At 62.7% G+C, this 13,409-nt stretch carries 10 protein-coding genes; 7 read left to right on the plus strand and 3 right to left on the minus strand.

Going from position 1 to position 13,409, the window contains the following annotated elements:
- Nucleotides 1-105 precede the first annotated feature (105 nt).
- The 3 genes from purT (at nucleotide 106) to R8871_RS24570 (ending at nucleotide 2,122) form a co-directional block, all read left to right on the plus strand.
- Nucleotides 106-1,320 carry a formate-dependent phosphoribosylglycinamide formyltransferase gene (purT, locus tag R8871_RS24560; RefSeq protein ID WP_093639418.1) on the plus strand — a complete coding sequence of 405 codons (1,215 nt, stop codon included), beginning with the start codon at nucleotides 106-108 and terminating at the stop codon, nucleotides 1,318-1,320.
- Nucleotides 1,321-1,449: 129 nt separating this feature from the next.
- Nucleotides 1,450-1,668, plus strand: a complete 219-nt coding sequence (locus R8871_RS24565) for a DUF6726 family protein (protein ID WP_407673192.1) — start codon at nucleotides 1,450-1,452, stop codon at nucleotides 1,666-1,668.
- A gap of 85 nt (nucleotides 1,669-1,753) precedes the next feature.
- Complete coding sequence (locus R8871_RS24570; protein ID WP_175052792.1) at nucleotides 1,754-2,122, plus strand: MliC family protein; 369 nt, start codon at nucleotides 1,754-1,756, stop codon at nucleotides 2,120-2,122.
- A gap of 54 nt (nucleotides 2,123-2,176) precedes the next feature.
- Here R8871_RS24570 and R8871_RS24575 read toward each other — a convergent pair whose 3' ends face one another.
- Complete coding sequence (locus R8871_RS24575; RefSeq protein WP_175052793.1) at nucleotides 2,177-2,383, minus strand: hypothetical protein; 207 nt, start codon at nucleotides 2,381-2,383, stop codon at nucleotides 2,177-2,179.
- A 33-nt stretch (nucleotides 2,384-2,416) separates the two neighbouring features.
- On the opposite strand from R8871_RS24575, the gene R8871_RS24580 reads away from it, so the two are divergent.
- From R8871_RS24580 to R8871_RS24590, 3 genes are all read left to right on the plus strand, one after another.
- Nucleotides 2,417-4,069, plus strand: coding sequence for an acetolactate synthase large subunit (locus R8871_RS24580; RefSeq protein ID WP_175052794.1), 1,653 nt, complete (start codon nucleotides 2,417-2,419; stop codon nucleotides 4,067-4,069).
- Nucleotides 4,070-4,163: 94 nt separating this feature from the next.
- Complete coding sequence (locus tag R8871_RS24585; RefSeq protein ID WP_175052795.1) at nucleotides 4,164-5,600, plus strand: aldehyde dehydrogenase family protein; 1,437 nt, start codon at nucleotides 4,164-4,166, stop codon at nucleotides 5,598-5,600.
- 378 nt (nucleotides 5,601-5,978) lie between these two features.
- Nucleotides 5,979-7,466, plus strand: a complete 1,488-nt coding sequence (locus R8871_RS24590) for a DEAD/DEAH box helicase (RefSeq protein WP_175052796.1) — start codon at nucleotides 5,979-5,981, stop codon at nucleotides 7,464-7,466.
- 122 nt (nucleotides 7,467-7,588) lie between these two features.
- Here R8871_RS24590 and gluQRS read toward each other — a convergent pair whose 3' ends face one another.
- Both gluQRS and R8871_RS24600 read right to left on the minus strand, forming a co-directional pair.
- Complete coding sequence (gluQRS, locus tag R8871_RS24595; protein WP_175052797.1) at nucleotides 7,589-8,473, minus strand: tRNA glutamyl-Q(34) synthetase GluQRS; 885 nt, start codon at nucleotides 8,471-8,473, stop codon at nucleotides 7,589-7,591.
- Between the two features lie 127 nt (nucleotides 8,474-8,600).
- Complete coding sequence (locus R8871_RS24600; protein WP_175052798.1) at nucleotides 8,601-9,464, minus strand: sulfurtransferase; 864 nt, start codon at nucleotides 9,462-9,464, stop codon at nucleotides 8,601-8,603.
- Nucleotides 9,465-9,735: 271 nt separating this feature from the next.
- Here R8871_RS24600 and dnaE point away from each other — a divergent pair, with 271 nt between their 5' ends.
- Nucleotides 9,736-13,311, plus strand: a complete 3,576-nt coding sequence (dnaE, locus tag R8871_RS24605) for a DNA polymerase III subunit alpha (RefSeq protein WP_175052799.1) — start codon at nucleotides 9,736-9,738, stop codon at nucleotides 13,309-13,311.
- Nucleotides 13,312-13,409 lie beyond the last annotated feature (98 nt).

The following is a 13,409-nucleotide window of genomic DNA, read 5'->3' on the forward strand; positions in this document are numbered from 1 at the left end:
TGCGGGGTGCGCATCGAGGGCGCATCGGCGTGCGCATCGGGGTGCGCATGTTAACATCGTGTTCTACCTAATCCCACCCTCATCCGACTTTTATCTGGAGACCCCATGCAGATCGGCCAACGGATCGGCACGCCCCTTTCTGAATCCGCCACGCGCGTCATGCTGCTCGGCGCCGGCGAGCTCGGCAAGGAAGTGATCATCGCGCTGCAACGGCTGGGCGTCGAAGTGATCGCCGTCGACCGTTATCCGAATGCGCCGGGTCATCAGGTCGCGCATCGTTCGCACGTGATCGACATGACCGATCGCGCCGCCTTGCGCGCGCTGGTTGAACAGGAGCGCCCGCATCTGATCGTCCCCGAGATCGAAGCCATCGCGACCGACGCGCTCGCCGCCATCGAAACCGACGGCCTCGCTGAAGTGATCCCGACCGCGCGCGCCACGCAACTTACGATGAACCGCGAAGGCATCCGCCGTCTGGCCGCGGAAGAACTCGGCCTGCCGACCTCGCCGTACGCGTTCGCCGATTCGCTCGAGGAACTGCGCGCGGGCATCGCCAAAGTCGGCTATCCATGCGTCGTGAAGCCGGTGATGTCGTCGTCGGGCAAGGGGCAGTCGGTGCTGAAGAGCGACGCGGACGTCGAAACCGCCTGGCAATATGCAATGGCGGGTGGCCGCGTAAATCACGGCCGGGTGATCGTCGAAGGTTTTATCGACTTCGAATACGAAATCACGCAACTCACCGTGCGCGCGATCGATCCGGCGAGCGGCGAAGTCAGCACGTATTTCTGCGACCCGATCGGCCACGTGCAGGTGGCGGGCGATTACGTCGAATCGTGGCAGCCGCAGCCGATGAGCCCGCTCGCGCTGGAGCGTTCGCGCGAAGTGGCGCACAAGGTCACTGCGGCATTGGGCGGCAGGGGCCTGTTCGGTGTGGAACTTTTCGTGCGTGGCGATGACGTATGGTTCTCGGAAGTGAGCCCGCGTCCGCACGATACGGGTCTCGTCACGCTGTGTTCGCAACGCTTCTCGGAGTTCGAACTGCACGCGCGCGCGATTCTCGGTTTGCCGGTGGATACGTCGCTGCGGGCGCCTGGCGCCTCGGCGGTGATTTACGGCGGGCTGGACGAAACGGCGATCGCTTTCGAAGGTGTCGCGGCGGCGTTGGCCGTGCCGAACGCGGATCTGCGGCTCTTCGGCAAGCCGGAGAGCTTCGTCAAGCGCCGCATGGGTGTGGCGCTCGCCACTGGCGAGACGACCGACGAAGCGCGCTCGCGCGCGAAGCAGGCCGCGGCGGCGGTGCGGCCGGTTTCCACGAAGTAAGCTGCGTTAAAGGGCTGCTTTGCGGCGCTGCAGCGTGTCGAGGTGCAGTGAAGTGAAATACTCGTGCGCTGCGCAAACCTGCCGCGCGCGAAACCCGACTCATTGAAGTTCGTTGAAGTAGAGGTGCGTATGCCCCTGGAATCCCGCGAGAACATGCACATGCGGTCTGGAAGGTTCGGCCGCCTCGGCGCACTGGTTGTGATGCTCGCGCTGTGTGCGGGGATGACAGGGTGCGGCCTCGCCGCCGCGCCGTGCCGGGTTGCGTCGGCTGGACTGAAGATCGTGCCGCTGGTCGGACACGTCGCCGCCGCGCCGACCGACGCTTGCGCCGACGTAATCGATCCATAAGCAATCCACGGCCGGTTCGCGATGTTCCGGGCGCGCAACACAGCCGCCGCCCATGCTTGATGTGCAACAACAATCGAGGCATCGAATGAATAAATGGCTTGTTGCAGTCACCGCGGCAGCGGGTCTTGCGGCGCTGGTCGGCAATGCATGGGCTGCGCCCTTGAATCTCGCTGATATTCAGGCGAAGAATCGCCAGACGCACAAATATACCTGCGCGACCGGCAAAATTCTGCAGGTGACCTACTGGAATACGGCGAACGGCCAGAGCTTCGCGCTCGTGCCTGTCAAAGGCCAGCAACTGCTGTTCGTCAACACGATCTCGGCTTCCGGCGCGAAGTATCAGGCCGGCAGTTACACCTGGTGGACCAAGGGCCCGCGCGCCGACCTGTACGACGCGACGGACGGCGAAAACGCCCCGCCGATGCTGTCCGACTGCGTCACCATCAATCGCTGAGCATGATGCGGCGGCTTTCTTCAACCGTGCCGCCTGCCTCGCCTGACGTTCGCCCTACGTTTGCGTCTGCCTTGCGGCGCTGCCCGCCTGCGCACATCCTTTCCGTTCGAGTAGTAAGCTGTCCGGCATGGCATCCGCTGTGCCCGCTGCCATTGCTGTTGCCTGTGTCGTCGCTATCGCCGTTATGTCAGGCCGCGCCTGGCTCGCGCGGCTGTCGTCGTCTTCGATCGTCCGATATTGGACTTCAACGGGCGGGCTCATGGCCCGCGTCCGTTTCATCAAGCGAGACCCTCCATGAAAGCATCGGACCTGTTCGTCAAATCGCTGGAAGCCGAAGGTGTCGAGTACGTGTTCGGCATCCCGGGTGAAGAAAATCTCGATCTCCTCGAATCGCTGCGCCGCTCGAAAATTCGTCTGATTCTCACGCGTCACGAGCAGGCGGCCGGTTTCATGGCCGCCACGTATGGCCGCCTCACCGGACGCACCGGCGTGTGTCTGGCCACCCTCGGGCCGGGCGCGACCAACTTCGTGACCGCTGCCGCGTATGCGCAGTTGGGCGGCATGCCGATGCTGATGGTGACCGGGCAAAAGCCGATCAAATCCAGCAAGCAGGGGCATTTTCAGATCGTCGACGTGGTGCGGATGATGGAGCCGCTCACCAAGTACACGCGGCAGATCGTGTCGGTCGCCAACATTCCAGCCGCGGTGCGCGAAGCGGTCCGTCAGGCCGAGGAAGAGCGGCCGGGCGCCACGCACCTCGAATTGCCTGAAGACGTCGCGCACGAAGAGGGCGACGGTCATCCGATTCCGAAGAGCTTCAGCCGCCGCCCCGTTGCCGAGGAAAAGGCGGTGGCGCGCGCGGTCGAGGCGATTACGAAAGCGAAGCATCCCCTGCTGATGATCGGCGCGGGCGGCAACCGCAAGACCACCACCAAGATGTTGCGCGAATTCGTCGACCAGATCGGCATCCCGTTTTTTACGACGCAGATGGGCAAGGGCGTGATCGATGAATCGCACCCGATGTGGCTCGGCAACGCGACCTTGTCCGACGGTGACTTCGTGCATCGCGCGATCGATCACGCGGATTGCATCATCAATGTCGGCCACGACGTGATCGAGAAGCCGCCGTTTTTCATGCGCAGCGGCGATGCCGGCGAGAAGACGGTGATTCACGTCAACTTTCTCGGCGCGGAAGTCGACACGGTGTATTTCCCGCAGATCGAGGTGGTCGGCGATATCGCCAACGCCGTGTGGCAGCTCAAGGAAAGCCTCAAGGAGCGTCAGGAACACTGGGACTTCACGCGTTTCAAGGAGATCAAGCAGCACTTCGAGGAGCATCTGGTCAAAGGCCAGCACGACGACCGTTTCCCGATGTACCCCGTGCGGATCGTCAACGACGTCTACGAGACCACGCCGGTGGACGGCATCGTCTGTCTGGACAACGGCATGTACAAGATCTGGTTCGCGCGCTACTACCGCGCACACGAACCGAATTCGCTGCTGCTCGACAACGCATTGGCGTCGATGGGCGCCGGTTTGCCGTCGGCGATCGCAACCAAGATCGTGCATCCGGACCGCAAGGTCATGGCGGTGTGCGGCGACGGCGGCTTCATGATGAATTCGCAGGAGCTGGAAACGGCAGTGCGTCTGAAGCTCGACCTGGTGGTCCTGATTTTGCGCGACGACGCGTTCGGCATGATCCGCTGGAAGCAGGAAAACATGAACTTCCCGGACTACGGCATGACGCTGCGCAACCCGGATTTCGTCGCGTATGCAGAGAGCTACGGCGCGAAGGGGCATCGCATTGAATCGGCCGCGGAATTCGCGCCGCTGCTGCGCGAATGTTTCGCGACACCCGGCGTGCATGTGATCGATCTGCCGATCGACTACTCGGACAACGAGCGTGTGTTGAATCGCGAGATCAAGCGGCTGAGCGCCCAACTATGAATGGTGCGGCCATGTGCGGCCACATGCGGCAACGGCACATAGCCCTTGCCGCATGCACGGCTGATGTCAGGCATTGGATCAAGGAGAACGCGTCATGTTGAACAAGACTTACCCGTACTACCTCGCCAACGTTGCGGTGGCGGCCAACACCGATCTCGAAGTCACGGATAAATTCAGCGGCGAAGTGGCGACCCGTGTGGCGATGGCGGACGCGGCGGCGATCGACAAAGCGATCGGCTATGCCGTCGAAGCGATGCCCGCAATGCGCGCGTTCCCGCCGTTCAAACGTCAGGCGGTGCTCGAACACTGCGTGAAGCGCTTTCGCGAGCGTTATGACGAATTGGCGCTCGCGCTGTGTATCGAAGCGGGCAAGCCGATCAACGACTCGAAAGGCGAGGTCACGCGTCTGATCGACACGTTCAAGGTGGCGGCCGAAGAATCGGTGCGCATCGACGGCGAGATCATCAATCTGGAGATTTCACCGCGAGCGAAGGGCTATCACGGCTACGTGAAGCGCGTGCCGATCGGTCCGTGCTCGTTTATCTCGCCGTTCAATTTTCCGCTGAACCTGACCGCGCACAAGGTCGCGCCGGCGATCGCGGCAGGCGTGCCGTTCGTGTTGAAACCGGCGAGCCGCACGCCGGTCGGCGCCTTGATCATGGGCGAGATTCTGGCGGAAACCGACTTGCCGAAAGGCGCATTCTCGATTCTTCCCGCGCATCGCGACGGCGCCGATCTGTTCACCACCGATGAGCGCTTCAAGCTGCTTTCCTTCACCGGCTCGCCCGCGGTGGGCTGGGAACTGAAGAAAAAGGCCGGCAAGAAGAAGGTGATTCTGGAATTGGGCGGCAACGCGGCGGCCATCGTCGACGGCGATCAGGGCGAGAAGCTCGATTACGTGGTCGACCGGCTGGCGTTCGGTGCGTTCTATCAGTCGGGGCAGAGTTGCATTGGCGTGCAGCGGATTCTGGTGCACGCGAAGCTCTACGACGCGTTGCGCGAGAAGCTGATCGCGAAGACGAAGTCGTTGATCATGGGCGATCCGAAGGACGAAAAGACCTTTGTCGGGCCGATGATCTCCGAATCCGAGTCCAGGCGTCTCGCCGGCTGGATGGAGAGCGCGGTACAGGCAGGCGCGAAGATCGTCGCCGGCGGCAAGGTGGAGGGCGCGATGTTCGAGGCCACGCTGCTCGAAGGCGTGAAGCGCGACACCGACCTCTATCGCAAGGAAGCCTTCGGCCCGGTAGCGATTCTGGAGCGTTTCGACGATTTCGACGCCGCGCTTGCCACCGTCAACGACAGCGACTTCGGCCTGCAGGCCGGCGTATTCACCGATTCGCTCGCCCATGCGCACCGCGCGTGGGACCTACTCGACGTGGGCGGCGTGGTGATCAACGACGTGCCGTCGTTCCGGGTCGACAACATGCCGTATGGCGGCGTGAAAGATTCCGGGCTCGGGCGCGAAGGCGTGCGCTACGCGATCGAAGATATGACCGAGATGCGCCTGATGGTGATGCGCGAGACGTGGTGACGGGGCGGTGCGGCGGATCGGGTTGAGCCGGACTGTCATGCATCTGTCGCACGCGCGCACTACGCTGCCTGCGAAGCGTTCCGACCCTCGCAGGCCGCTTTTCGGCGCCGGTGCGGACGGTCTGGCGAGCGGCTCGCCGTCTGCCTTTCGCCCGCGTAAGCAGAAAGCGGACGGATGCGCCATGAGTGTTTTTGCTGAAGTGCTACAATACCGGCCTTTCCGGCGGGTGTTTCCGCCGGCCGGAGCCGGCCGCATTTTTCCCGTAATACTGACGGGTCCCGTGCGGAACGCCGTGGCTCCGCCTTCATCCTGATGCCCTCTGCGGTTCCGACCGCTGCCGCGCGCACCGCGCCAAGCGCATTTTTAGCGAAAGCCACCATGTCCGACACAGCCGTCACGCCCAGTACTGCGACTTTTGATCAATTCGGTCTCGCGCCCGACATCCTGAAAGCCGTCAAAGAATCGGGCTACACCATCCCTACGCCGATCCAGGAGCAGGCGATTCCCGTCGTGCTGGCCGGCCGGGACATGATGGGCGCCGCGCAAACCGGTACTGGCAAGACCGCGAGCTTCTCGCTGCCGATCATTCAGCGCTTGCTGCCGCAGGCCAGCACGAGCGCATCGCCCGCCCGCCATCCGGTGCGCGCGCTGATCCTCACGCCGACCCGCGAACTGGCCGACCAGGTGGCGGCGAACGTGCAGTCGTACGCGAAGCACACGGCGCTGCGCAGTGCCGTGGTGTTCGGCGGTGTCGATATGAATCCGCAGTCCGAGCAGCTGCGCCGCGGCGTCGAAATTCTGATCGCGACGCCAGGCCGTCTGCTCGATCACGTGCAACAGAAAACCGCGAATCTCGGCCAGGTGCAGATCCTCGTTCTCGACGAAGCCGACCGGATGCTCGACATGGGCTTCCTGCCGGATTTGCAGCGCATCCTGAACCTGCTGCCGAAGGAACGTCAGACGCTGCTGTTTTCGGCCACGTTCTCGGGCGAAATCAAGAAGCTGGCCGCCACGTATCTGCGCGACCCGCAGACGATCGAAGTCGCGCGCAGCAATTCGACTGCGACCAATGTGACGCAGATCGTTTATGAAGTGGCCGAGGGCGACAAGACGGGCGCGGTCGTTAAGCTGATTCGCGACCGCGGCCTGAAGCAGGTCATCGTGTTCTGTAATAGCAAGATCGGCGCGAGCCGGTTGGCGCGGAGTCTGGAGCGCGACGGTGTGATCGCCACGGCGATTCACGGCGACCGGACCCAGAATGAGCGGATGCAGGCTCTGGACGCGTTCAAGCGTGGTGAGATCGAGGCCCTGGTGGCGACTGACGTCGCTGCGCGCGGTTTGGACATTGCCGAACTGCCCGCCGTGATCAACTTCGATCTGCCGTTCAACGCGGAAGATTATGTGCACCGGATTGGCCGTACCGGACGTGCTGGCGCTTCCGGCGATGCATTGTCGCTGTGCAGCCCGAATGAGCGTAAGCAGCTTGCCGACATCGAAAAGCTGATCAAGCGGCCTTTGGAAGTGCAACACCTGACCGTCGATACGCCGGTGCGGCATCACCATGAAGAGCGTCCGCCGCGGCGTGAGCGTGTGGATGGACGTGCAGAGGGCCGTGAAGAGCGGGGTGGTCGCCGGCGTTCGGGGGCTTCGTCTTCAGGTTCGTTTGACCGGCCGCATCATCATCGTGCGCAGCCTGTGGATGATTTCTTCCTCAAGCCCTATGAGCCTTCGGCGGCTTCGGTGAGGAAGGTTGAGGAGGCGGCTGCCTCGTCTGCTACTGCTCCGCAGAAGTCGACTTCGAAGCAGCCGTTGGCTGCGCTGCTGGGTGGGTTTGGGATGCCGAGGAAGTCGCCTTCGTCTTCCTGATTGCTGGCTTTTTTGCCTGGCTCTGGTTGTTTTTAGCGTTTCTTTTCTGAGCGCTTGTTTTCTGAGCGGTTCACCGGCGCTGCCTCTATTTGGGGCGGCCGCTACGGTCCGCCGCCATCACATCACACTTGCACGCCCGTGCGCTGCGCCCATGCTGCCGTCGCGGCAGCATAAAAACCCTCTAGCGTCGTATGCCCGGTCCCGTCTAGCCCAAGACCCAGGTGACGCGCGGCTGCGCCCAGCGCTTCAAGCGGTTTGTCATTGTCCAGCGCAGTTGCGCCGTTTTGCTTGCTGAGCTTTTCGCCCTGATCGTTCGTGACCACCGGTACGTGCAGATACTCCGGGGTCGGTACGCCCAGGCAACGCTGCAGGTAGATCTGCCGCGCCGTTGAATCCATCAGGTCCGCGCCGCGCACAATGTGCGTAATTCCCGCGTCCGCATCGTCAACTACCACCGCCAGTTGGTATGCCCACTGATCGTCAGCGCGTCTCAGCACGAAGTCGCCGACCTCGGTGGCCAGGTTTTGCGTCTGTTTACCCTGCCAGCGGTCTTCGAATGTGATCACCGCCGCGTCGCCGTCGGGTACGCGCAGGCGCCATGCGCGCGCCGGTTTGTCGTGCAGGCCGCTGCGGCAGGTGCCGGGGTAGGCAAGCGTAGTGTTGCGCGCGTGGGCATGCAGCAGCGAATCAGCAATCTCCTTGCGCGTGCAGCCGCATGGATAGACCAGGCCGGCAGACTTCAATTGCTCCAGTGCTTCCTGATAGCGCGCAAGACGATCGCTTTGCCAGACCGGCGTCTCGTCTGCGTGCATGCCGAAATGCTCGAGGGTCGACAGAATCTCCTCGGCCGCGCCTGGGACGGTGCGAGGCCCGTCGATGTCTTCGACCCGCACCAGCCACGCACCGGCATGCGCACGCGCGTCCAGCCAGCTTGCGAGTGCGCTCACCAGTGAGCCGAAATGCAAGGGCCCGGTAGGCGACGGCGCGAAGCGTCCACGATAGGTCATGGGTTCGATGGGTGTGCTGATGCGCAAATACGCGGAACAACTGCGAGATTCATGCCGCTCAGCCATGAATCCATATGGGGGCGGCGGGCCGCAACGTGAAGACGCCCGGCCGCTGCAATCGCCCGCATCACGCGGCGTGCGCCGCCTTGCTGTCCGGATGGCATTCCGGACATGTCTTGCCTGCCACGTACATCGGCGATTGTTGCGCCTCGGGCGTCACCACCGCGCGGCAGCCGAAGCATTGCACGGTCGCGGTCGGCTCCAGTTGCGGATTGAGCGCGGTGCGGTAGTCGAAGACGAAGCAGTCGCCGTGATAGTGCGCGCCGCCGACTTCTTCGAAATACTTCAGGATGCCGCCTTCGAGCTGGTACACGTTCTCGATGCCGACTTCCTTCATATGGATCGCCGCCTTCTCGCAGCGAATCCCGCCTGTGCAGAACGACACGACCGTCTTGCCTTCGAGATCGGCGCGGTTTTGTTCGATGACTTCGGGAAATTCGCTGAATTTCGTAATGCGGTAGTCGAGCGCGTCGTCGAACGTGCCGACGTCCACTTCGAATGCATTGCGTGTGTCCAGCATCACGACGGGGCGGCCTTCGTCGTCATGGCCGCGGTCGAGCCAGCTTTTCAGCGTGGGGGCGTCGACAAACGGCGCGCGGCCAAGCTCCGGCCGGATGGCCGGCTTTTTCATGGTGATGATCTCGCGCTTGAGCTTGACCAGCATGCGGGTGAACGGCTGCTTGTCCGACAGGCTTTCCTTGAACTGCAGATTGACGAACTTGCCGTCGAACAGCGCGTCGTGACGGATGTAGTCGATGAACGCGTCTGCAGCTTCGCGCGTGCCGGCGACGAACAGGTTGATGCCTTCCGGCGCCAGCAGGATGGTGCCGCGCAAGCCGAGCGCATTACAGCGCTCCGTAACGAACGGGCGCCATGCGGCGGTGTCTTCGATGGTCGCGAAATGATACGCGGCGAGATTGACGATACTCATGTGTGTCCAGCGGTAAGAAGTGGCGGCGCGGAAAACGGGGCGCATTGAAACGCCCGCGTTCAAACTCCGTGCGGCGCGGCCACGTCGAAAAGGGCGAAACCCGTATTATCCCTCAAGCTGGCGCTTTGGCCGACCTGGCCGAATGGCCAACCCTTTGCGGCAGCGCAAATCGCCTGCACAACACGGGTGCGCGGTGCGCTCGCGTTGCCGTCCTAAGCCGAACGGCTAACGCGCGGTTTTGGCCTGAAAACTCCGGAAGGGTGGAGTTACAATGTCGCCCATGTCAGATCCCCGCTTCGTTCATCTTCGCGTCCACTCCGAATTCTCGATTGCCGACGGCATCGTGCGTCTTGACGACATCGTCAAGGCCGCCGCCAAAGACGGTCAGGGTGCGCTCGCCCTTACCGACCTCGGCAACGCGTTCGGCCTCGTCCGTTTCTACAAGGAAGCCCGCGGCAAAGGGGTCAAACCCATTGCCGGCTGCGACGTCTGGATCACCAATCCCGACGACCGCGAGAAGCCTTCCCGTTTGCTGCTGCTGGTCAAGAACCGGCGCGGCTATCTGAATCTGTGCGAGCTGCTCAGCAAGGCATCGCTCACCAACCAGTATCGCGGCCGTGCGGAAATCGAAGCCGGCTGGCTCGAATCCGGTCTGGGCGAGGGGCTGCTCGCGTTGTCGGGCGCGCAACAGGGCGACATTGCCCTCGCGCTCGCGGCGGGTAACGAAGAAGCGGCCAAACGCAATGCATTGCATTGGGCGAAGGTGTTCCCTGGCGGCTTCTATATCGAACTGCAACGCTGCGGTCAGCCGGGCGGCGAGCAGTACGTGCAGCAGGCGGTTGCGCTCGCGGCGTCGCTGAAATTGCCGGTGGTGGCCACGCATCCCATGCAGTTCATGACGCCGGACGATTTCACCGCGCACGAAGCGCGCGTGTGTATTTCGGAAGGCGATATCCTGGCGAATCCGCGTCGCTCGAAGCGCTTTACGTCCGAGCAGTATTTCCGCACGCAGCAAGAAATGGCGGCGCTGTTCGCCGACCTGCCGTCGGCGCTCGCCAATAGTGTTGAAATCGCCAAGCGCTGCAACCTGACGCTCGAACTCGGTAAGCCGAAGCTGCCGCTCTTTCCGACTCCCGACGGTATGTCGCTCGACGACTACCTCGTGCAATTGTCAAAAGAGGGCCTCGAAAAGCGTCTCGAACAGTTGTATCCGGATGCGGCCGAGCGCGAAGCACAGCGCGAAACGTATTACCAGCGCCTCGAATTCGAGTGCGGCACGATCATCAAGATGGGCTTTCCGGGCTACTTCCTGATCGTTGCGGACTTTATCAACTGGGCCAAGAACAACGGCGTGCCGGTTGGCCCGGGCCGGGGCTCGGGTGCAGGTTCGCTGGTCGCGTATGCGCTCGGCGTGACCGACCTCGATCCGCTGCGCTACAACCTGCTGTTCGAACGTTTTCTGAATCCGGAACGTGTGTCGATGCCCGACTTCGACATCGACTTCTGCCAGCACGGCCGCGATCGTGTGATTCAGTACGTGAAGGAAAAATACGGCGCGGACGCCGTGTCGCAGATCGCCACCTTCGGCACGATGGCGGCGAAAGCGGCGGTGCGCGACATCGGCCGCGTGCTCGATCTCGGCTATATGTTCACGGACGGCATCGCCAAGCTGATTCCGTTCAAGCCGGGCAAGCACGTCACCATCGCCGACGCGATGAAGGAAGAGCCGCTCCTGCAGGAGCGCTTCGATAACGAAGACGAAGTGCATCAGCTGCTTGAACTCGCGCAACGCGTGGAAGGCCTCACGCGTAACGTCGGTATGCACGCCGGCGGCGTGTTGATTGCGCCCGGCAAGCTGACCGATTTCTGCCCGCTCTATACGCAGGGCGACGAAAGCGGCGTTGTGAGCCAGTACGACAAGGACGACGTCGAAGCCGTCGGCCTCGTGAAGTTCGACTTTTTGGGCCTCACCACGCTGACCATTCTGGATTGGGCCGAGCGCTATATCCGCCGTCTCGATCCGTCGAAGAAAGACTGGTCGCTCGCGCAGGTGCCGCTCGACGACGCGGCGTCGTTCTCGATCCTGAAGAAAGCGAATACGGTCGCCGTGTTCCAGCTGGAAAGCCGCGGCATGCAAGGCATGCTGAAAGACGCGCAGCCTGACCGCTTCGAGGACATCATCGCGCTGGTCGCGTTGTACCGTCCGGGTCCGATGGACCTGATCCCGAGCTTCTGCGCACGTAAGCACGGCCGCGAAGTGGTGGAGTATCCCGATCCGCGTGTTGAATCTGTTCTGAAAGAGACCTACGGCATCATGGTCTACCAGGAGCAGGTGATGCAGATGGCGCAGATCATCGGCGGCTACTCGCTCGGCGGCGCCGACTTGCTGCGTCGCGCGATGGGTAAGAAGAAGGCCGAAGAAATGGCCGAGCATCGCGAGCTGTTCCGCCAGGGCGCCGGGAAGAACGGGCTGGCCGGCGAGAAAGCGGACGAAATCTTCGACTTGATGGAGAAGTTCGCGGGCTACGGCTTCAACAAGTCGCACGCGGCGGCGTATGCGCTGCTTGCGTACCACACCGCATGGCTGAAGGCGCACCATCCGGCCGAATTCATGGCGGCGAATATGTCGCTCGCCATGGACGATACGGACAAGGTCAAGATCCTGTTCGAGGATTGCCTCACGAACAAGATGGCCGTGCTGCCGCCGGACGTCAATCTGTCGGCGTACCGGTTCGAGCCGGTCGCGGAAGCGGACGGCAAGCGCTCGAAAACGATCCGCTACGGACTCGGCGCGATCAAGGGCAGCGGCCAGAACGCGATCGAAGAAATTATCCGTGCACGCGAAGAAGGTCCGTTCATCGACATCTTCGATTTCTGCAACCGGGTCGACCGCCGGATCGTCAATCGCCGCACGGTGGAAGCCTTGATCCGCGCCGGTGCGTTCGACACGCTGCACGCGAATCGCGCGCAGCTGATCGCCTCGGTCTCGCTGGCCATGGAAGCCGCCGAGCAGGCCAGCGCCAACGCGATGCAGGCGGGCCTGTTCGACATGGGCGATGCGCCGTCGCAAGGTCACGAACTGGTCGACGAGCCGGAATGGCCGGAAAAGAAGAAGCTGCAGGAAGAGAAGGCCGCGCTCGGCTTTTACCTGTCTGGCCATCTGTTCGATGCCTACAAGGACGAAGTGCGCCGTTTCGTGCGCCAGAAGATCGGCGAATTGAAGGAAGGGCGCGACAAGCTGGTCGCGGGTGTGATCGCGTCGCTGCGCACGCAGATGACCCAGCGCGGCAAGATGCTGATCGCGCTGCTCGACGACGGCACTGGTCAATGCGAAGTCACCGTCTTCAACGAGACCTTTGAAGCGCACAAGCAGCTGTTCAAGGAAGACGAGCTGCTCGTGGTGCAAGGCTCGGCGCGTAACGACGCATTCACCGGCGGCATCCGCTTCACGGTCGATACGGTGATGGACCTCGGCCGTGCCCGCTGTCGCTATGCGGAAGCCGTGAAGGTGCAGATGAACGGCAATGCGGACGCATTGGCGCTGCGGCGTGTGCTCGAAGCGCATAGCGCGGGTAAGGACGAGCCGCAAGCTGCGCCGGCGCCGGCGGCGTCATCGCGGGGTGGCAATGGCGGTGGTGGCGGCCGCAACGGCGGCGGTTATGGCGGCGGTGGCCAGCGTCAGGCTGTGCAGATTCCGAACGGCCTTGCAGTGCAGGTGGTTTATCGCAGCGAAAACGCGCAAGGCGAAATGCGTCTGGGCGACGCGTGGCGCGTGAAGCCGACTGACGAACTGCTCGCGGCGTTGCGCGGCGAATTTGCCGGAAGCTCGATCGAAATCGTTTATTGATGTCTGGTTTGCCTGCGCGGGTGGCATCGCCGCGCGGGCAAAGCTGATGCTACCCGAGTGGTCTTGATGCGAAAGCTGGTCACGCTGCGCGTATTACC

Origin of the sequence: Paraburkholderia sediminicola (assembly GCF_902859805.1) — a bacterium.
Classification (GTDB): domain Bacteria; phylum Pseudomonadota; class Gammaproteobacteria; order Burkholderiales; family Burkholderiaceae; genus Paraburkholderia; species Paraburkholderia sediminicola.

Excerpts from the sequence above, each read along its gene's own strand:
- purT (WP_093639418.1), top strand. The coding sequence starts at position 106 with ATGCAGATCGGCCAACGGATCGGCACGCCCCTTTCTGAATCCGCCACG.
- R8871_RS24565 (WP_407673192.1), top strand. The coding sequence starts at position 1,450 with ATGCCCCTGGAATCCCGCGAGAACATGCACATGCGGTCTGGAAGGTTC.
- R8871_RS24570 (WP_175052792.1), top strand. The coding sequence starts at position 1,754 with ATGAATAAATGGCTTGTTGCAGTCACCGCGGCAGCGGGTCTTGCGGCG.
- R8871_RS24575 (WP_175052793.1), bottom strand. The coding sequence starts at position 2,383 with ATGAGCCCGCCCGTTGAAGTCCAATATCGGACGATCGAAGACGACGAC.
- R8871_RS24580 (WP_175052794.1), top strand. The coding sequence starts at position 2,417 with ATGAAAGCATCGGACCTGTTCGTCAAATCGCTGGAAGCCGAAGGTGTC.
- R8871_RS24585 (WP_175052795.1), top strand. The coding sequence starts at position 4,164 with ATGTTGAACAAGACTTACCCGTACTACCTCGCCAACGTTGCGGTGGCG.
- R8871_RS24590 (WP_175052796.1), top strand. The coding sequence starts at position 5,979 with ATGTCCGACACAGCCGTCACGCCCAGTACTGCGACTTTTGATCAATTC.
- gluQRS (WP_175052797.1), bottom strand. The coding sequence starts at position 8,473 with ATGACCTATCGTGGACGCTTCGCGCCGTCGCCTACCGGGCCCTTGCAT.
- R8871_RS24600 (WP_175052798.1), bottom strand. The coding sequence starts at position 9,464 with ATGAGTATCGTCAATCTCGCCGCGTATCATTTCGCGACCATCGAAGAC.
- dnaE (WP_175052799.1), top strand. The coding sequence starts at position 9,736 with ATGTCGCCCATGTCAGATCCCCGCTTCGTTCATCTTCGCGTCCACTCC.